The 20,232-nt window shown below is 44.4% G+C and carries 13 protein-coding genes; 5 read left to right on the plus strand and 8 right to left on the minus strand.

All coding sequences use genetic code 11. The features are described from left to right. The first annotated feature begins 28 nt into the window (after positions 1-28). Both murI and QUB11_RS09640 read left to right on the plus strand, forming a co-directional pair. Positions 29-868: a glutamate racemase gene (gene murI / locus QUB11_RS09635; protein ID WP_333203817.1), complete on the plus strand. Its 840-nt coding sequence runs from the start codon at positions 29-31 to the stop codon at positions 866-868. Positions 869-1,048: 180 nt separating this feature from the next. After that, positions 1,049-1,603 carry an NYN domain-containing protein gene (locus QUB11_RS09640; protein ID WP_006635267.1) on the plus strand — a complete coding sequence of 185 codons (555 nt, stop codon included), beginning with the start codon at positions 1,049-1,051 and terminating at the stop codon, positions 1,601-1,603. A 573-nt stretch (positions 1,604-2,176) separates the two neighbouring features. Here QUB11_RS09640 and QUB11_RS09645 read toward each other — a convergent pair. The 4 genes from QUB11_RS09645 to QUB11_RS09660 all read right to left on the minus strand — a co-directional run bounded on the left by QUB11_RS09645 (position 2,177) and on the right by QUB11_RS09660 (position 5,555). Continuing rightward, the gene (locus tag QUB11_RS09645; RefSeq protein WP_333203819.1) at positions 2,177-3,880 is read right to left on the minus strand and encodes an NAD(P)/FAD-dependent oxidoreductase; all 1,704 of its coding nucleotides are present in this window, start codon (positions 3,878-3,880) and stop codon (positions 2,177-2,179) included. A 311-nt stretch (positions 3,881-4,191) separates the two neighbouring features. After that, complete coding sequence (locus QUB11_RS09650; RefSeq protein WP_333203821.1) at positions 4,192-4,386, minus strand: hypothetical protein; 195 nt, start codon at positions 4,384-4,386, stop codon at positions 4,192-4,194. An 84-nt stretch (positions 4,387-4,470) separates the two neighbouring features. Then, complete coding sequence (locus QUB11_RS09655; protein WP_333153733.1) at positions 4,471-5,217, minus strand: hypothetical protein; 747 nt, start codon at positions 5,215-5,217, stop codon at positions 4,471-4,473. Between the two features lie 113 nt (positions 5,218-5,330). Continuing rightward, the gene (locus QUB11_RS09660) at positions 5,331-5,555 is read right to left on the minus strand and encodes a hypothetical protein (protein ID WP_333257499.1); all 225 of its coding nucleotides are present in this window, start codon (positions 5,553-5,555) and stop codon (positions 5,331-5,333) included. 161 nt (positions 5,556-5,716) lie between these two features. On the opposite strand from QUB11_RS09660, the gene QUB11_RS09665 reads away from it, so the two are divergent. After that, complete coding sequence (locus tag QUB11_RS09665) at positions 5,717-11,647, plus strand: AAA family ATPase (RefSeq protein WP_333203825.1); 5,931 nt, start codon at positions 5,717-5,719, stop codon at positions 11,645-11,647. Between the two features lie 267 nt (positions 11,648-11,914). Here the strand turns inward: QUB11_RS09665 and QUB11_RS09670 are convergent, their stop codons facing one another. The 3 genes from QUB11_RS09670 to QUB11_RS09680 all read right to left on the minus strand — a co-directional run bounded on the left by QUB11_RS09670 (position 11,915) and on the right by QUB11_RS09680 (position 17,300). Continuing rightward, positions 11,915-13,120 (minus strand): glycosyltransferase family 2 protein, encoded by a 1,206-nt coding sequence (locus QUB11_RS09670; RefSeq protein ID WP_333203826.1) that lies wholly within the window; start codon positions 13,118-13,120, stop codon positions 11,915-11,917. A 701-nt stretch (positions 13,121-13,821) separates the two neighbouring features. Further along, complete coding sequence (locus tag QUB11_RS09675) at positions 13,822-15,453, minus strand: polysaccharide biosynthesis protein (RefSeq protein WP_333203827.1); 1,632 nt, start codon at positions 15,451-15,453, stop codon at positions 13,822-13,824. A gap of 566 nt (positions 15,454-16,019) precedes the next feature. Next, the gene (locus QUB11_RS09680) at positions 16,020-17,300 is read right to left on the minus strand and encodes a PilT/PilU family type 4a pilus ATPase (protein ID WP_333203829.1); all 1,281 of its coding nucleotides are present in this window, start codon (positions 17,298-17,300) and stop codon (positions 16,020-16,022) included. Between the two features lie 283 nt (positions 17,301-17,583). Between QUB11_RS09680 and QUB11_RS09685 the strand changes: the two genes are divergently transcribed. After that, complete coding sequence (locus tag QUB11_RS09685; protein WP_333203831.1) at positions 17,584-18,753, plus strand: DUF58 domain-containing protein; 1,170 nt, start codon at positions 17,584-17,586, stop codon at positions 18,751-18,753. Between the two features lie 220 nt (positions 18,754-18,973). Further along, positions 18,974-19,429, plus strand: coding sequence for a TerB family tellurite resistance protein (locus QUB11_RS09690; RefSeq protein ID WP_333203833.1), 456 nt, complete (start codon positions 18,974-18,976; stop codon positions 19,427-19,429). Between the two features lie 27 nt (positions 19,430-19,456). Here the strand turns inward: QUB11_RS09690 and QUB11_RS09695 are convergent, their stop codons facing one another. Then, positions 19,457-20,158 (minus strand): zinc-dependent metalloprotease family protein, encoded by a 702-nt coding sequence (locus QUB11_RS09695; protein WP_333203835.1) that lies wholly within the window; start codon positions 20,156-20,158, stop codon positions 19,457-19,459. Positions 20,159-20,232: the final 74 nt, after the last annotated feature.

Below are 20,232 nucleotides of genomic sequence, written 5' to 3' on the forward strand. Positions count from 1 at the left end.
CAGACAACAGACAACTAACTATTAACAAATGACAACAGACTCTGGACAACAAAGAATCGGTATTTTTGACAGCGGCGTGGGCGGTTTGACTGTTTTGACCCAGTTGTACCGACAATTGCCCAACGAATCGATACTTTATTTTGGAGATACGGCGAGGCTGCCTTACGGCACTCGCACGCCGTCAGAAATTGTGGAGTTTGTCCGCGAAATTATGGCCTGGTTGGTGGAACAGGATGTGAAAATGGTCATTATGGCCTGCAACACCAGTTCTGCTTTGGCGATGGAGATGGTGCAGGCTGAATTTGATATCCCGGTGCTGGGAGTAATTCTGCCGGGGGCGCAGGCTGCGGTGCAGCAAGGCAAGCGGATCGGGGTCATCGCAACTCCTGCGACGGCTGCTAGCAATGCTTATCGAAATGCGATTTTGGAGATGGACGATTCTTGCCTAGTTTGGCAGGTTAGCTGTCCGGCTTTTGTGCCGCTGGTGGAGCAAAACCGGATTCACGACCCTTATACTTGTGAGGTGGCTCGGGAATATTTGGCTCCTTTGATTCAGCAGCGCATCGATACGCTGATTTACGGCTGCACTCATTATCCGCTGCTGGCTCCTGTGCTGCGCTCACTTTTGCCTGCTGGGGTGACATTGATCGATCCTGCGGTACGGGTGGTGGCTGCTGCTGCCAGAGAATTGGAGCTTTTAGGGCTGCGGAATCCTGGTACTGCGCTGCCGACTCGTTTTTGCGTGAGCGGCCCCCCGCAGCAGTTTGCCCAGTTGTCGGTGCAGTGGCTCGGTTGTACTCCTGCTGTTGAGAAAATATCCCTGCCGACAGTTGTAAGATCGCCCGTCCCACTGGAATCTGCCGAATAATCCGGAAAATTTATAGATGAATCTAACCCCCCAAAACTCAGGTAAAGCTGGCTCTGGGGGGTTTAATTATTGCGATGTAACCTAGCAATTACACATCAATAGGTAATATTATTGAACAAAAGCTTTGATGAACAATGCAAATAATGTCCTATACGTGCTGGAGCTCTTCAGCCTTGAACCATGTCACCCTATGTATCACAAGCAGTTTTACTTGTAGACGGCTATAACATAATTGGACTTTGGCCTCGACTCCGAGAGAAGCGCGATCGCGACGAACTCGAAACAGCTCGCCGCGAGTTGATTGAGGTTTTAGTTAACTACAGCGCCGTTCAAGATTTTGAGGCTCGACTTGTATTTGACGCCCACTATCGAGATACTCCCGGCGTTAAAGAAATTATTACTAAAAATTTATCAGTGCACTACACTGACTTCGGTCAGACAGCAGATACTTATATTGAAAAATCTTGTGCTAGTTTGCGCTACGAGTTGCGATCGGTCAAAGGCAAAGGCCGCATGATTGTCGCCACCTCAGACCGAGCGCAGCAATTGACCGTAGTCGGCTACGGTGCCGAATGGATGTCCGCCGAACAACTAGCGGCTGACGTAGAATCCACCGCCCGCCGCAGCGAGCGCCGGCACAAATCCCGCAAACAAAATTCCAGTCGCTTTCTCGCCAGTTCCCTCGATCCAGAATCCCAGCAGCGCCTCGCCAAGTTGAGAATGGGGCTGCATTAGCTGCTGAAACCCGCTCCCTGTCTGACAAAAAAAAAGTTTCTCAAAGGCCTTGCCAAATCGAGGAAGTTCAGCTATTGTTAGTAAATGTGGGTAACAAAAACCCCCAATCCTCGGTAGCTCAGTGGCAGAGCGGTCGGCTGTAATGAATGCAAGCCTTTGGTATCAACCAAAAGCCCTAGTGACATAGCAGCTCTATCCGGTAACGGATACTGAAAAATCGGGTGAATTCAAGGAAACCGCAGCACTTCGGGTGGCGGCAATCTTGAGCCAAGTCTGGCGAAAGGCAGCGGTTACGATCGCAAGTAGCCGGAAAGGTGCAGAGACTAGAGATGAGGAGCCTAACCAATAAATCTCATAGCGCCCGACATCCGACGACAAATCACAAACATGATTTGTAGGGATGATGAAATAGTCCGCCCCCTTCGGAAACGTTGGGATAAGTGTAACCGATTGGTCGTAGGTTCAAATCCTACCCGGGGAGTTAGTAAAAGTCTGAAGTTGGAATTTTCCAGCTTCAGACTTTTTGTTTTTTAAGACTTGAGATGGTTTGGGGTCAAGCTTTCTGGTAGCGCCTTAATTCACATCCCTGTGAGTGTGAATTAACTCACCTTCCATAGGTATGGAAATATTCAACTTAGACAACTCCGGGTTTAATATCGCCTTGACAATACCAGAACTCACCATCACCTCCAAGCAACCAAGGGCTTGATGAAGAGCTACTCGTGCGTGTTGCACAGAAAAACGTTCCTTAAACACCAGTACCAACTGCCGATAAATTTGTTCAATGTACTGAGTGCGGCCCAAAATGTCAATCAGCAAACCGTAGAATCCTGTAACAGGCAAGCGCTGACCGTTCTTCACATAACACTTGATCTTGCTAATTTGACCAGCATCATAAACAGCGACAAACTCGACTTCCGCATCCAATAAATCTAACTGAAACACATTGTATGCCGAAAGTAGCCACGGAACCTCCTGCTGCGAAAAGCGTTGCATCACCTGTTTCATAGAACCCAAATCAAATCCAGCAATCACAGCTTGACCCAAAATATCATTCGTGAATCCGCCTTGAGCCAACCACTGAAAAGCTTTTTCCGGGCTTAAATTCAACCCAGAATCCCGCGCGATTTCCCTAGAATGCTCTTGTAAATCAGTGAACTGACCATTAGCAGCGTACCAGTAATCCGCGAACCGAATGTGCTTTTTAACTCGGCTGCGCTGATTGTGATCGTATTGAGTTTTCAGCCAGTTAGCCTCGTGCTTCTGCTGCTCTAGTTCCAAAATTGTGTAAGCGACTTCACGGGCACCAGTGTGAGCTAAAGTCATGCCAGCAGCTAAAATAGGGTCAGCAAAACCTGCCGCTTCTCCGACCAAAAACCAGTTTTCTCCTACTGTTCTATCAGCCAAAAATGACCAATCTTTTGTAGTTTCAATCTTTCCGGTACTGGTAGCATTAGCGATTAACTTGCTGATGCGGGGTTCGCTGTTGAGTGCTTGAGAGTATATATCCTCTGGCCGCTGTTTCATCTGCTTGTAATGTTCCGCAGGGCAAATAAAGCCGATACTGGTGCGAGTGGGGCCCAAGGGAATAAACCAAATCCACCCGTGACTCAAACTCATTACCTGTACGCGGGTGCCACCAACGCCAATTTTATCGGCCCATTCAGCGTTTGTCCAGTAGTCCCAGATAGCGATATTTTGCAACCGCGTCGGGCAGTGTGTTTCAATTCCTAAAACTCGTCGCAGCACGCCGATGTGGCCCGATGCGTCGAGGTAGTAGCGGGCAGTTATTTGTTCTTGCCGCAGGTGCAGGGCGGTAATGCGATCGCCCTCTATATCTACTTTAACAACGGGCGTTTCTTCTCTTACTAAACATCCCATTTCTTCCGCGTGACGCAGCAAAATTTCGTCATATTTTGCTCGATCGACTTGGAAAGCAGTTTGCCGTCTCTGTCCCTCAAATTTAGCAGGACGCCGCTCATCTTTAAACTGTTCAGGCTTGATAAAATTAAAATCCCAAGGATGCGGATCTGTTCCCCAGCGATAGGTAGCACCGATTTTAATTGGGAAGTCGGCTGCTTCTACTTTGTCCCAACATCCCATTTCTTGAAGCACATCACTAATTTGAGGCAATTGACTTTCCCCAACATGATCGCGAGGGAATTTTTCTTTCTCTAGGATTAGCACGCTCAGATTGGGATTGTATTTCTTGATCAGAGTGCCAGCAGTGCTCCCAGCGGGGCCGCCACCCACAATTACAACGTCGTAATGGCTCATATCACAGAGAAATAGTAGATGCTGAATTTGGGTATTGACGAGAAAAATGTCTAACTATTCTTAACTTGTAGGGGTTCCCCTCACCAACCGCTTTAAATGGTACAAACAGGTTAAAGAAACCCGCCCATCATTCGGTGGCTGAATAGTTATTTACAACAGGTTTTAGCTGAGATGTTGCACCAGTATCAAAAATTTGTAGGGGCGGGTTCACCAACCGCTTTAAATGGTACAAACAGGTTAAGTAAACCCGCCCCCACCCACGAAAAAGCCCCCGATCGACATTGGTGCAACCTTTCAGTTTGCAACAGATTTTATCCGACTGCTACTTTCTCATCTTCAGCTATGGGAGAAGTTTGAGCAATATCCAGATTCTCAGTCCAAGTGTGAGCGATATCCAAATTCTCTGTCCAAGTGTGAGCAATATCCAAATTCTCTGTCCAAGAGTGGATCAAATTCGGTTCTAGTTCATTCATGAGCGTAGAAGAATTGCTGTTAAGTTGTGACATGATAGGTCTCCTTGTAAGTAATAGATTTTGTCTAATTCTAAGATTGATCGGGTTCTAAAAGTAGCAAATTTTACATCTCGTAAGCTACGCAGCTTTTAAAGGTTGCAAAATCTCGCGGGGCTGGGCAAAAGGTTGGTCAAAGCTATGGGTTTTTGCATAAACCAGAAGTTCAGCAATCTGTTTCGTGAAAATTTCAAACAAATTCTCAACTATCTCAAAAATCTCTTGACGGCTCTCAATAGTCAGTGGTATGTTTTTGATCGATTGCTCAACATCCGGCGTCCCTGTAGTATGACCTGTTTCCACATCCAAATGAAAACAGCCAAAATAGATAAGCTCCTTTTTAGTAATTGATCGGAGTTCTTCGGCAATTGATGCTGTCGCTGACAAGAACACGTTACCCGATGCTTCTACCACTTCCAAAATTGCTAGCTTAGTGATTGGACTGGCTCCAAAAGCGTATCGAAAAATTTGATATGTTACCAACCGTGAAGCTTTTAGTTGTTCGCTCCAGACAAAATTCAAAGCATCGCTGAACTTCAAGGATTTGTTATTAATACCCAGTGTTTCCATGTCGGCCAAAAACCACAACCAGTGATGATCGTCTTCGTAAGTATGATTGTTGATCATTGCCTGAAGAGGATCGTTGGTTGGTTCTTCTCTGAAAATAGACTGGTTCAATTCACCAAAACTCATTGCAAAGTGAGCAATGCAGGGAGCGAAAGCTAGGCGTTGTCTTGGATCTATACTTTTGTCTCGCATAAACTCAAATAGCTCTGCTTTAGCAAATTCTTGCTTCTTCTTTTCAATCAATTCTAGGACTTCTTCCATTGTGATGCACCTGATTAATGAATCTATAGGCTAGTAACTTAATCACGACGCAAATGTGATTTAAATCAATAATTGTTGTGTTTGACATCACGTTTAATTATGTTCTCGATCGCCTAAACCTGCGTTTTCGTCCTCCGGGCGTCCCCTTCGTTGTTGGTTAGCGGACTCAAACGTTGAGCAAAACCTTGAGTATATAAAAATTTGTCTGTCATGTGTGCGATCGACATCACAGAATTTGTTACAATATGGCAATCAACTCGGTGAGGTGTCAGACCGTACATGATTAAGTCGGAGTTCAAACCAGATGTTTGGCTGTCCGCCCGTCCAGGCACTTTCAAAGTTTAGGCATCTCGCTATCTAAAAAATCCCTGAGTAATTACTTAGATTATAAGGTATCCCAAATTACCATACTTACAAAAAATACTTAAGTAGAGTTCGCCAGAGATTCGATCGACATCAAGCACGATGTTAACCCAACAATTAGTCACAGAATAAAAGCATGAATACACTTCCCGGTTACAAAATCACAGAAGTTGTTCAACTTGGTGTGAAGTCGATCATTTATCGCGGAGTCAGGGAATCCGATCGATCGTCAGTCATTATTAAAACACTCAATACCGAGTACCCCACAATAGAAGAAATTACCCGTTTGAGACATGAATACAAAATTAGCTCGAATCTCAAACTCGAAGGGATTGTCAAACCCCATAGCTTAGAAAAATATAACAACAGTTTCGCTCTGATCTTAGAAGATTGTGGCGGTCAATCTCTCAAGCACCATCAAGCGGGTAAAAGCATTAAACTTCATAAATTTTTGCCACTAGCTATTCAAGTGGCTCAAACTCTCGGAGAAGTGCATCAAAACCAGATTATTCATAAAGATATAAAACCCTCAAATATTATCATAACACCAGATTTAAAACAAGTAAAAATCACCGACTTTAGCATGGCGACGCGCCTATCGAGAGAAGTCCACCAAAATAGCAATACTATGGTGCTAGAAGGCACTCTAGCCTATATATCCCCAGAGCAAACTGGTCGGATGAACCGAGACCTCGACTACCGAACTGACTTGTACTCTCTAGGCATCACCTTTTATGAAATGCTAACAGGAGAGTTGCCCTTTAATTCAACCGACCCGCTAGAATTAATTCACAGCCACATTGCGGTGACGCCAGTTCCTCCCCATCAACTAAACAATCAAGTCCCGCAGATAATTTCATCCCTTGTCATGAAACTATTAGCTAAAAATGCCGAAGACAGATATCAAAGTGCCTTTGGAGTAAAAGCAGACCTGGAAAATTGTCTAACTCAGCTACAAACTACTGGCAAAATTGAAAATTTTATTCCAGGGACACTTGACAAATCTGGTCAATTTTTGATTCCCCAAAAACTTTACGGTCGCACACAAGAAGTCGCTGATTTGATGGCATCATTCGAGCGAGTCAGCTTTGGGAAGACAGAGATGGTGTTGGTAAGCGGTTACTCAGGCATCGGTAAAACCTCAGTTGTCAGTGAAATCCACAAACCAATTGTCAGGCAACGGGGTTATTTTATTGCTGGAAAATTTGACCAGTTTAAGCGGGATATTCCTTATGCTGCAATAACTCAAGCCTTTGAGTCATTGATGCAGCAGTTATTAACAACCAGCTCAGAAGAATTAACAATTTGGAAAGAAAAGCTGTTGTCAAAGCTGGGTAATAACGGTGAAATTATTATTGATGTCATCCCTTCAGTCGAACTAATAATTGGTTCGCAGCCTGCTGTTCCACAATTGGGGCCGACAGAATCTCAAAATCGCTTTAATCGATTGTTTAAAGAATTCATGAATGTGTTTGCCCAAGCCGAACACCCATTAGTTCTATTTTTGGATGATTTGCAGTGGGCAGATTTAGCTTCCTTAAAATTGATTGAGGAATTAGTTACTGACCAAGATAGCCGATATTTTTTACTGATAGGGGCCTATCGAGATAACGAAGTGAATTCGACTCATCCGTTAGTTCAAACTGTCGAAAAAATTCAACAGAGTGGTGCTGCTGTGCATCACATTATCCTCCCATGTTTAGATTTGAGCAGCGTCACTGAGCTAGTACGCGATACTTTGGGTAATCAAACTGAAAACTTAAAATCTTTGACCGAGTTAATTTTTAATAAAACTGGCGGAAATCCATTTTTTATAACTCAACTTCTTTCAACTATTCACTCAGAACAACTGTTAGTTTTTGATTTCACTGTTGGTGCATGGCAGTGGGACATCACGGAAATTGAAGCCGCTGGCATTGCAGATTACAGTGTCGTTGAATTAGTTGCTCGGAATCTGCAACAACTGCCGGAGGAGACGCAGCAAGTATTGAAATTAGCGGCTTGTATGGGCAACCGTTTTAATTTAGAAAATTTGGCGATTGTTAGGGAAAAATCGGGCCCGGAAACGGCGGCTCATTTATGGGATGCACTTCAAGCTGGTTTAATTCTGCCAATGAGCGATGCTTACAAAATTCCGATGCTTGATGAAGAAATAGTGAAAACACACCGGAGGGGCGGGACGCCCATCCCACAAAACAATCAAAATCATCCCGCAATTATGCAACGCTCAATTGATTACAGGTTTTTGCACGATCGCGTACAGCAAGCCGCCTATTCTCTCATCCCTGACTCCGAGAAAAAACAAACTCACTTAAAAATCGGCTCCATGCTATTGCACGGCGGGCACGGGGGCACCGCCCCTACGGCATCGGAGATAGCAGAAAATATCTTTGATATTGTCAACCAACTCAATATCGGGGTGGAATTCATCACAAATCAGGAACAGCGAACTGAACTAGCTAACTTTAATCTCATAGCAGGTAAGAAAGCTAAGAGTTGTGCCGCCTATCAAGCAGCGCTCAAATATTTTAATGCAGGTCTAGAACTTCTACCCGATGGAGCTTGGCAGAGTCACTACGATTTAATCATGGAAATCCATTCCGAAGCACTGGAAGCTTCGTATATAAATACCGATTTTGAGCGCTCATTTCACCTATCAAATGTTATCATGTCCCGCGCCAAAACTTTGCTAGATAAACTCCCCGTTTATGAGCTAAAAGTTATTTTTTACTTCAATCAAAATCAAGCCCAAGCTTCGATAGATATAGCTCTAGAAGCTTTGAGAATGCTGGGAGTGTACATACCTAAAAATCCACAAAAACTAAATATTTTAATGGAGCTATTTCGCACAAAACTAGCTTTAAGAAATAAGCAGATTGAGGATTTATTACAACTGCCACCAATGACTGACCCTAATAAAATTGCGGCTATACGGATTTTAACGAATATGGTTCCGGCTGCTTTTATAGCATTACCCGATATGTTCCCACTGATCGCTTTTAAAATTGTTACTCTTTCTCTTAAGTACGGGAATACGCCACTATCTAGTGTTGGGTATTCAAACTATGCTTCGCTCCAGTGTGGGGTGTTAGGCGATATGGATTCTGGATACCGATACGGTCAAATGGCTCAGGCACTTTTAGAACGATTCCACACCAACTTGTACAACTCTCAAATTTCACTAATTTTTAATGGTTTTATCCGTCACTGGTCTGAGCACGTCAGGGAAAGTCTTAGCGGTTTACTTGAGGGTATTCAGAGTGGACTGGAAACGGGAGATGTCAACAATGCTTGTTATTGTGCTAGTTTTTACAGCAATTATATATTTTTGAGTGGGGAACCTCTGGATTCTGTGGAGACTAAGCAGAGTCACTATATTCAAATGTTGGTGAATTATAAGAATGAATTTATGATTTATCAATCCCGAGTAGGGGCGCAAGTTGTCTTAAACTTGCAAGGTAAAACAGCCAATCCTTGCCTATTGACGGGCGAAAAGTTTAATGAAGAAACTATGCTACCAGGATTAAGGGAGGGTCAAAATAATCTGGTAATATTTGTAGTATATTTTTCTAAATCATGGCTAAATTATCTCTTTAAAGATTATGCAATCTCTGCTGATAATGCCATTATGGCATCAAATTATTCTGAGGCTGTGATGGGCATGATCTATGTTCCCATCCACAATTTTTACTATTCCCTAGCACTCTTAGCTTTGTATCCCACAGCTTCAAATTTTGAACAGAAAAAATATTTAAAAAAAGTTGCTTCGCTTCAGAAAAAAATGAAGCATTGGGCTGTGAACTCTCCGGGAAATTATCAGCATAAATATGACTTGGTAGAGGCAGAGAAAGCGCGAGTATTGGGACAATATGAAAAAGCGGCTCTGTATTACGATCAAGCAGTGAAAGGAGCTTCGGAGAATGAATACATCCACGAAGAAGCGCTAGCCAACGAACGGGCGGCAGAATTTTATCTGGCTCGCGGTCGAAACAAAGTGGCTCAGAGTTATCTAATAGATGCTTACTACGGCTATCTTCATTGGGGAGCAACCGCCAAGGTCAAACATTTGGAGTCAGAGTATCCGATGTCTTTACCCCCTGCATCGGCGGGAAAAGCCAGCGGAGATCGAACTATTACTAGCACTAATTATAGCACGAGCAGCAGTCACAGCAGTTTATTGGATTTGACAACTGTTGTTAAAGCATCTCAAGCGCTAGCTAGTGAAATTGTGTTGGACAAGTTGTTAGAAAAATTAATGAAAATGGCGATCGAGAATGCTGGGGCACAAAAAGGTTTTCTGTTGATGCCCAAGGAAGGCAAATTGCTGATTCAAGCAGCGGCATCGGTGGAGTCTTCGGATGTTGCAGTTGAACAATGCCCTAGAGTATCTCCTGCAGAGGTTTTGCCAATAACGGTGATTAATTATGTGGAAAAAACGCACTTAGATGTAGTTTTAAGTCAGGCTGCTAGAGAAGGTCTATTTACAGACGATCCCTATATTAAAAGGCAGCAAGTGAAATCTGCGCTTTGTACTCCTATTCTGAATCAAAGCAAACTCGTAGGTCTCCTTTATCTGGAAAATAATTTAGCTACTGAAGCGTTTTCTCCAACTAGGTTAGAAGTTTTGAAAATACTTTCTTCCCAAGCTGCTATCTCTCTAGAAAATGCGGTACTTGTTGCTAATTTGTCGGAGGCTAAGGAACAGTTGGAGGATTATTCCCGGACGCTGGAGGTGAGAGTAGAAGAGCGCACGCAGGAATTAAAGACTAAAGAAGCTAAGCTGCAAGAAGCTCAAAAACTGGCGCACCTCGGCAACTGGGAATTTGATTTGGAGGGGGATAAATTAACTTGGTCTGAGGAAGTATTCCGAATTTTTGGCCTTGACCCTAAACTACCAGAACCCACTATTTTAGAACACAGGAAGCAAATTCATCCAGATGACCTAAAGTTGTGGTTAGAGGTAGTAGAGCAGATTAGTCTATTAGGAAATCCTTGCGAGTATGAGATGAGAATTTTGCGCGCTGATGGAGCTGTCAGATATATTTATCTTAAGGCGCAAGCTATTTTTGATGGCGGTAAGGTGATTAAGTTATTTGGGACGATACAGGACATTACGGAGCGCAAGTTAGCGGAGGATGCTTTGCGACTGTCTGAGGGGCAATTGAGAGAAAAAGCGACACAATTAGAAGTTACTTTGTCCCAATTACGCTCGACGCAGACTCAACTAATTCAAACGGAAAAAATGTCTTCTTTGGGGCAGTTGGTGGCGGGAGTTGCTCACGAAATTAATAATCCGATTAATTTCATTTATGGCAATGTTCTCCATGCTAGCGATTATAGCTCAGATTTGCTGGGATTGATTGAGCTTTACCAGGAGTCTTACCCGAATACTAATCCTGAGATTGTTGCTAGAACAGAAGATATTGACCTGGCTTTTATTCAAGAAGATTTGCCTAAAATTCTAAAATCAATGCAGGTTGGGGTCGATCGCGTTCGCAATATTGTGCTGTCACTGCGGAATTTCTCGCGCCTGGATGAAGCCGAGATGAAACCAGTGGATATTCACTCCGGGATTGATTCGACTCTGCTAATTTTGCAGCATAGGTTGAAAAAGGATGCACTCGGACATGGCGTTGAGGTAGTTAAAGAGTACGGTAAACTGCCGAAGGTAAATTGTTATGCTTCTGGGTTAAATCAGGTGTTTATGAATATTTTGAGCAATGCAATTGATGCTGTGGAGTTAGGAGTTGGGCGACCGGATACAACTGCCAAACTCGAAAATCCTTTATCTCCAATCTTTGAGCGAAAGATTAAGATTCGGACTGAGGTATGCGACAAAAACTTGGTGAGAATTTATATTGCTGATAATGGTCGGGGGATGACGGAGGAAGTACGATCGCGAATATTTGACCCTTTCTTTACTACAAAACCTGTGGGCCAAGGTACTGGTTTAGGGTTGAGTATCAGTTATCAGATTGTAGTCGAGAAACACGGCGGGAAGCTAATGTGCTTTTCCGCGCCCGGTGAAGGGGCTGAGTTTGTGATTGAAATTCCCGTGAAGCAGTGAACTTTTTGTAAGGATCGTCAATTAAATAATTTCCCTTTTTTCTTGTGGGATGGGCGTCCCGCCCGCCCAGAAAGGACGGGCGGGACGCCCATCCCACAACAGTCATGAAAAGTGGATTTTATTTAATTCTCATCCCTAAGTTTTTATATATGTTTTTTTAACCGCCGATAAACGCCGATGAACGCAGATACAATTATCTCTGCGTTCATCTGTGTTAATCTGTGTTTATCGGCTGATATGTGCGGTTAAAACTTCTCAATTTAAATATTAAACATCGCGTTCTGTCCGCACCCATTTAGTCTGCCGCTTCAGGAGAAAACCTAGATACAAAGGGATTTTCCAAAGGATGTAAAAAGGTACAGATAAGAGAGTTGAGCCAGAAATATCGGCACGCCCGAATTTTGCCCAAGCGCCGACAATTGAAACTAAAATCAGTAATCCTTGTACTGCTAACAAGACGGCGGGAATTGGGGATGTTCCCAAAATTGCTGCTAGTAAAGAGGCGGCAAAAGCAGCTAGCCAGATAGCGACTAAAAGCGATAGGGGAGGGACGGATAAGTCGAGGGCGATCGCCAATAAGTCAAAACGTTTTTGCTCGACTGAAGCTGCTGTCAGCCGGGGAGTTTGAGTTAACAATGTCTGTATGTGACCGTGTTCCCACCTGGTTCTTTGACTTTTAGCTGCTTGTTGCTGCTGTGGCAAACACCCGGTGACGTTGGCTTCGGGGCAGAATACTGTTGGGTGTCCGGCGATCGCCAAATCCAAACTCATCTGCATATCTTCAACAATATTGCTGCTAGCTAGGGAAACTGATCGAATTATCGACCAGGGAAAAGCCATGCCAGTACCTGTTAGTAATGATGGGAATCCTAACTGTTTTAAGCCGCTGGGACGGACTAAGTTTTTCACAAGAAATGCTAAAGCAGAAATGGAATCTTTGGGAGTAGGATTTGGTGGCTGTTCCATTAAATAAGTCGCTTGTACGGGTCTTTGTTCAGCAATTGCAACCCTGGCTAATTTTTCTATAGAGTCTGGCTGACAGATGCAGTCTGCGTCAACCATGATGACGACTTCGGGGGGGTCTGATTCGATCGACTGCAAGCCAAAATCCAGTGCGTATCCTTTGCCCTTGCGTTGTGTGTCTTGGCGCTCGATCGCACTTGCACCGGAGTTACGGGCGATTTCTGCCGTGGCGTCCGTGCAGTTGTCAGCAATCACTAACAGGCGGTCTTGAGGTGTTAGCTGTGGCAAGATGGTGGAGATGGTGGCGGCAATTCCTGCTGCTTCGTTGTAAGCGGGAATTAAAACTGCTACTTTGGGGCGGGGCGCTTTAGTTTCGGCTGTCTCGCCCTCGCCGGACAAGAAAGCTGCACTGCATTCTAGAAATAGAACTGCAACGGGAATTAGAAGGATCAGGGCGATCGCCAATAGCACAACATCTATCAATAGGAATAGTAGCTGATTAATTTCCACAATTCTAGTACCTTAATTTAATTTTATTTGTCGCGTTCATTGAGTTTATTTAATCTTATTGCACCTTTGTTAACTCACGGCGCCACGCTATCTAAAGTATAGCCATCCTCAATCATTTGTAAATTTCTTACTCCCTCGCCTTGATAAGGGGAGGGTTGGGGTGGGGTCAAAAATTTACGACTCCTGCAAGGATGGCTATATCATCATATCATGCCCGCAAAAAATCACCCTTCTCACATTTGTTGTGAGAACTTAAGTCCTCCTAAAACTACTAGGACTAGCCTCATCCCTACAAATTAATTTGATTGCGGTTGTGTGGTCGCCAATAATATCATATCATGTCAATTCTGACAATGTTAAATCACTCAATTTAATTACACCTCAAACAAGCCCAGACAGCAGAAACCTGGTTTCTTTTAGAAACCAGGTTTCTAGGTGTTCTATTTTTAATCCACTAAACACTTAGTCCATGTTTAACATCAAATCCGGTTGCATCGGAATAATAAAATCGAGTCAAGAGTTAACACTCAACCATTCAGTTTTTCGACACCGAGTCAACTGTCAACTGTCAACTGTCAACTGTCAACTGTCAACTGTCAACTGTCAACAATCATTTCCCTCCTGCAACCGGAATTGATATAACTCATCCCCTGTGGGTGGGCAGTCACAAAGCAATCTCCAAACTGAAAACTATGTTCAAGCTACGCTGCATCGCGGATAGCAACAGGTTCAGATTTTTTGGTGGTGAACTGTGCGGGGGGTGCAAATTCTCTGAGATATCTCGATATCGATCGCAAATATCCCACTTCTGCTTGAATCGAATCCAGGGTAGAAAGACTCTCAACTAAGTCATCAAACTCATCTGCCGTAATTCCAGCACTGTGCAAGACTTCTTGGTTAAGCCGCCCGCAAATTCCTTGTAGGAGGAGTTCGATAATCTCGCTATAGTCAGCGATTTCCGTTCCGTAACCTTGCAATTTCTTGGGATTGATTCCCCACTGCAAAATCTTCAACAAGTCTTCGGGGGCACTCCACGCAAAAGAGGAAGCAATCACTTCTTTTTCCGCTGCGACAAGAGCGTGCTTGATTTGCACTTCGGGGAAATCTGGATCGATGATTAAGCTTTCCAGCTTCGATACTTGTTTATCTAACACGCGCAAAGAAAAAGGAGCTAATTCTACACTCACCATGTCGCCAGCATCGTTAACACTTCTAAAAGGATCTTCCAAGACATTAATTAGAAGGTGAATATCGGTAGGTTTTTTCCAGTCAAATTGTCCTAGGAAAAACGGTTCTTCATATCCCGGCAAAAGTCCTTGAAAATAAATCGGCAGATTTTTGCCTGATTCAAGAATTTTATAAAGAGCTACTTCCAAGGTTTCTGTCGGCCAACCGAGATTACTTACGGCAACAAATTTCAGTTTTCCGGGAACGGAAACAATCAGAGAATTCAGCAATAAATGTACGGCTTCAAAAAGATTTTGAGCAGTTACGTAGCGGTGGGGAGCGTGAACGTTGACAGTTTTACCTTGCTCTACTTTTTTGGACATTTGCTCGCAGAACAAGCTATTTTCTAACATATGAGTAAAGCGAACCATCCCGTAAGTGACATCTCCTTCTTGAGCTGCTTTGGCAAATTGCCATTCGGCAAACTTCTTCGAGGCGGCGTAAACTTCGGTTGTAAAATATCGAGATGTTTTGCCTGTGGAAGAGAAGATGCAGTGTTCTACGCCGTATTCTTCGCAGAGTTGGATGATGTGTTTACATCCTAACAGGCTGGTTGTAACTGTTTCTCGGATTTTGATTTCAGCTAGTCCGGGTTGGCGCTGGGCTGCTAGGTGAAAAACAATTGCTGGTTTTTCTACCTCAAATATGTGTTTGAGCGCCTCGAAGTTGCGAATGTCGGCGGCATAGAAAGTTACTGCACCTTCTTGGGTAAAAAGCGGGAGATTTTCTTCGGCGTTTTGACATCGGGCGTTGTCTGCGGAAATGATTTTAGTTGCGCCTAATTCGAGGAGTTTTGCGATTAAGAAACTGCCGACACATCCTTCTCCACCGGTGATGAGGATGGTTTTTCCTTTGATTTGGCTGCTGCAGGCGGATGCGTATAGGTGAATAGTGCGATCGCGCACGTCGCTAAAAGGTTCGCTTTCTAATTGTCCGTCGGCTTGATAGGCGGAGATTAGCTGTGCGGTGAGAGTTTGTAAAACCGCGAGGATTTCAGGATCTTGGGGTTCCGGGGAACCGGGCGGAACTAGCTGCTGGATGCGATCGATTATTTCGGCTTTGCTGGCACCTTCAAACACTTCTCTTTGGTTAAATGCACTCTTCACTTTTTTGCTCCTTTAAATTCTAGAAATACCGTTGCTGATAAGCGAGTTGTTAAACAAATTATCGAGGGACAGAATCTTTAAAAGTCTGCTTGGTTTTAGGATTTTTTCGACGGAAAGCTACTTAATCGGAAAGACACGCCCTCGGCTCTGCTTGTAGTTTTATTAAGCGCTTTTTTAACTTGCTTATTTCTGCGAGCGGCAAATATCGGCAAAGTCGGAATGTTCTATGTCGAAAATTTGTCACTACAACTATATACTTAAATTGCTGAGTGTTGGCAATACTCCGAAGATATCTTTACTATTTCTTTGCAATAACCTGCGAGTTTTCACGCAATTTTAAAGTTTATGTAAAGTAGGGTCTAGGTTTAAAAAACTTAACAATACACTCGGCATTGATTATAGCATTTTACTATTTAATTAAAATGTATTTTTTGTTACTAACTAAAGGGAGATTTTAAGTAAAAATACGCATGAAAGCCCTCATCAAATATTTTCGTCTGCTGAAAATCTTGTTACTTGATGGGTGGGGTAGTCCTGCTGTGCCTACCCCTGTATGTGTGCTGCTACTAGGCGCGAACGGTGCGTTCTTTTTTGCTGCCTTCAAAGCCGCGAGCGTCGGCAACATCGTAGCCTCCTGTCCGCAAGCGACGGTCTAAATCGCTGGCTTCGGGAGAAATTTTTGCTGCTTCTTCGATCGTCACTCTGCCTTCAAGCACCAGTTTGTAAAGACCCTGGTTGATAATCTGCATTCCTTCGTAAGTATCATGTTCCATTAATCGGAAAGCTTCATCATCAGCACCTTTCATCAAGTAATCGTGCATGGCAGGTGTATTCACCAAAATATCGTGAACTGCTACCCGACGGTTATCAACTGTTGGCAGCAAAAGTTGGGCAATTACCGCTACTAAAGAATCGCAAATTTGAATCCGCATCGCCTGTTGTTCCTCGGGTGGGTAGAGGTTCAACAACCGATTAATAGCGTTAATGGCGCTGCGAGTGTGGAGAGTTCCCAATACTAAGTGACCAGTTTGAGCGGCTTGCAACGCTGTATTGATGGTAACGCGATCGCGCATTTCCCCGATCAGAATTACATCTGGATCTTCCCGCAAAACAGCCCGCAAAGCCTGCTGAAACTCGTGGGTATGCAAGCCGACTTCCCGCTGGCTGACCAAGCATTTTTTAGAAGGGTGAATGAATTCGATCGGGTCTTCAATTGTAACTACGTGCTTTTGCTCCATCTGATTGAGGTGGTCGATCATCGCAGCTACGGTTGTCGATTTCCCCGAACCGGTAGGCCCTGTAACCAATATTAATCCCTGCGATCGCAAAATGATATTTTTGAAAACTTCTGGCAACCTCAAGGAATCGATAGTAGGTATTTCCAAACTAATCAACCGCAATACTAGGGCACCGCCGCTGAGGGAATCAAAACAGTTTAGCCGACACCGCACGAAGCCCGGGTAAAAAATTGCTGAATCTAATTCCTTGGTAGTTGCAAACTGTTTTCGCTGTTCGGGGGTGAGAATTTCGGCTAGGTAATTTTCAAAAATTTCTGGCGTTACTTTGGGGTGGTTAGTTGCTACTTGCATCACGCCCCGAATCCGAAATCGAGGTACTTGGCCGACTCGAATGTGAATGTCGGAAGCTCCTGCGCTATGGGCATCTCTGACCATTTGTTCGATCGTACTGACGGGTGTCTCAACAGACCGCTTCTGGGCTGCGGGGGGCGCACTCGGCGCTGGTGCAGGAGGTGGCGCGGGAGTTGCAGCCAAGGGCGGGGGCGGGGGCGGTGTTCGGCGGGCTTGAGCCTCTGGTCGAAGGGGTGTAGGATTGTTTAATGGGTTCATTTTTTGGTCTCCAGTCAGTCTATTTTAGATTTTAGATTTTAGATTTTAGATTTACTCCACAGATTAATCTGGGAGCAGGAACTAGAGTCTAAAATTTTGGGCTCGACCCTGACTGAGTGTACGTGGCAGGGTATCCGTTTTTGGGCGGGGTCAATGTAGATTTATTGCGAAAAAATGCCAGATTTCTAATCTAATCGCTCTCCGCTAATTCGGTGCTAAATGCTGAGAATAATTTACAATTAGGCTTGATGGGGCGATCGAGTAATTAACAATTTCAACTCCTATGAACATCGGTCACAAAATCGCCGACTGGCTCGAAAATCGCGCTGTTACCCCTGCCTACGCGGGTTGGCTGCTGTCGGGGATGACGGTTTTCTTTTTTGGGTCAGCGACTAATACAATGTCTGGGTGGCTGTACGTGCTCAGCGGTGGGGGTTTAGCGCTGTTGGGAGTAGCGGCGGTTTTGCCGGGAAAATCGCTCCGTTCGCTGGAAGTCCGTCGCCGCCCGATCGAACCGGTGAGTGCGGGCGATCAAATCACCGTCGAACTAGAAATCGAAAATCGCGCCCGCCAACCTAAGACTTTGTTGCAAGTGATAGACATCTTGCCGTTTGTATTGGGAGAACCGGTCGTCCGCCCGATCGAAGTCATAGAGCCGAACAGTATATACAGGGATACATACTATCTGGAAGTCCGGCAGCGCGGCGTCTATCGTTGGCAAGAGGTAAACTTGAGGACGGCGGCACCTTTAGGGTTGTTTTGGTGCCGGCGCAGTCGCGCAGTCAAAGCGCTGGCGGTTGTCTATCCACAAGTTTTGCCGTTGAGCACTTGTCCTTTGATCGATCGCATCGGTCAAGAAGACAGCCCGCAATTTTACAATCGCAGTCGATCGCAAACTGCTACCGAAGGCCTCACCCGCAACCTGAGACCTTACCGCCACGGAGACCCCACCCGCCTGATTCACTGGCGCACCAGCGCCCGCTACGGAGAACTGCGGGTGAGAGAGTTAGAAGTTGCAGCAGGCGGTCAAGAAATTATTATTGCTCTCGACAGCGCTGCGGCGTGGCAGCCAGAAGAATTTGAACGAGCCGTGACAGTAGCTGCGTCTCTTTACTTCTATGCTAGCAAGCGCCTGTTAAACGTCAAACTTTGGACTGCCGGGACTGGACTTGTTTCGGGGAACCGGGTAGTTTTGGAAACTTTAGCGGCGGTTAATGCTGGGGAAGATGCGATCGATAATCGGTCGAAACTGCCGATAATTTGGCTGACTCAAAACTCTGCAAGTTTAAGCACTCTTTCCCCTGGCAGCCGCTGGGTACTCTGGCCGTTGGCAACTGCTGAAACCGGCGAAAAAACGTTAGTCAAACACGATTTACCGGGTTTGAAAATTCGCTCTGACCGACCGTTAGAACTTCAGTTACAAGATACTCTGGAAAGAGCGATTAGTTATTAAGATAGTCCACGAAAAAACCGGTGAAAGAGCGATTAGTTATGAAGATTGACTTGATTAATCTAAAACCTCAAGAACCATGATACACTACAGGAGTGTAATTGATAAAGTTAAGGGTCTTACAGGGTCTGGCAATTGCTTGGCAAGTTAAGAGCAAGAGCAGCTTAGATTACTGTGACTCCGGTCATAAACATCATATCTCATTCACCAAACAGGAGAAAAAATGACTTTCTGGGATAAATTAAAGCAGAACGTATCACAAATCAATGTTTCTCTGCAAACCAATATTTCCAAGTTTAAAAACAATGATTTTGCTGATGCCTCAATGGCAATATGTGCATTGATTGCTGCTGCTGATGGCACTATCAATACCGAGGAAAGACAAAAAACGGCTGCTCTAATAATTTCCAATGAAACACTCCAAATTTTTCCGGCGTCGGAGTTAAAGCAAAAATTTGATTTTTATTGTGAGAAGCTCTCACAGGACTTCGATTTTGGTAAAATTGAGGCTATCCAAGCGATAGGGAAACTTAATAAAAAACTAGACCAAGGTCGTGCCGTCATCCAAATTGGCATTATTATCGGTGGTGCGGATGGTAATTTTGACAAAGATGAAAAGAAGGTTGTCAAAGAAGCTTGCCATGCTGTGGGCATTAATCCTGGGGAATTCGATCTCTAAATTCAGCTATTTCCTGGTTCTAGCCCATCAATTATTCAAGGCTTTATATCTGCGAATAGCATTGTTCATTGAGTTTATTTGCTCTGCATGAAATGAGGGAGGCATTAAGCTATGAACAGTATGAACGAGTCCATTGTGCATGACATCGGTCGGAAGTGCAGAATGATCGAGTCCTAGTGTATGCCCTATTTCATGGGCAATGGTATTTGCAATTAAGTTAGATAGTTGATTGAGACTAAGGCTGGCATTGTAAGAAGCATAGAATACTTGGTCAATCCGAATAATCGCCCGATCTGTAACCATTCCCGATTTGAAGCTAGCCACGCCGAGATAGTCAACCGGCTGGCTATCCACGAATATATAAACATGGGTAAAATCTTCGCCCCACTCTTGGCGATCGGGGGGATCAGATGTCAAAAATACTTTGATGCTTCTAAATGCGCCGTAGAGTTTGGAGAAGGCGTCCATCAACAGGGAAAAGATCGCTTCTTTATTTTCGGGTGCGACATCCATTCCTGATACATCTACCCAAATGCAACGGCGAAAATCGCTATCTTTATCCCTTAGAACTCCTCCACAGGAAGGGCAAAACTCCCACTCAGGCCGGATACGGGAACGACAGCCCTGACAACGGAGTTTGGGGGGTTTAGTCAGGTTTAGCCGTTGAGAGAGGGGGAGTTTTAGCTGGCGATTGTGTTTGGTTAAGTCTAGGCGATCGTACAGAGACATTGACTGATTGTAGGAATTTTTTATCGTAGTATTCTTGTTAATTTGAGCTAATTTTAGCTAAGGCTATGGGTTGA

It is taken from the genome of Microcoleus sp. B6-A1 (assembly GCF_036705085.1).
Taxonomy (GTDB): Bacteria; Cyanobacteriota; Cyanobacteriia; order Cyanobacteriales; family Microcoleaceae; genus Microcoleus.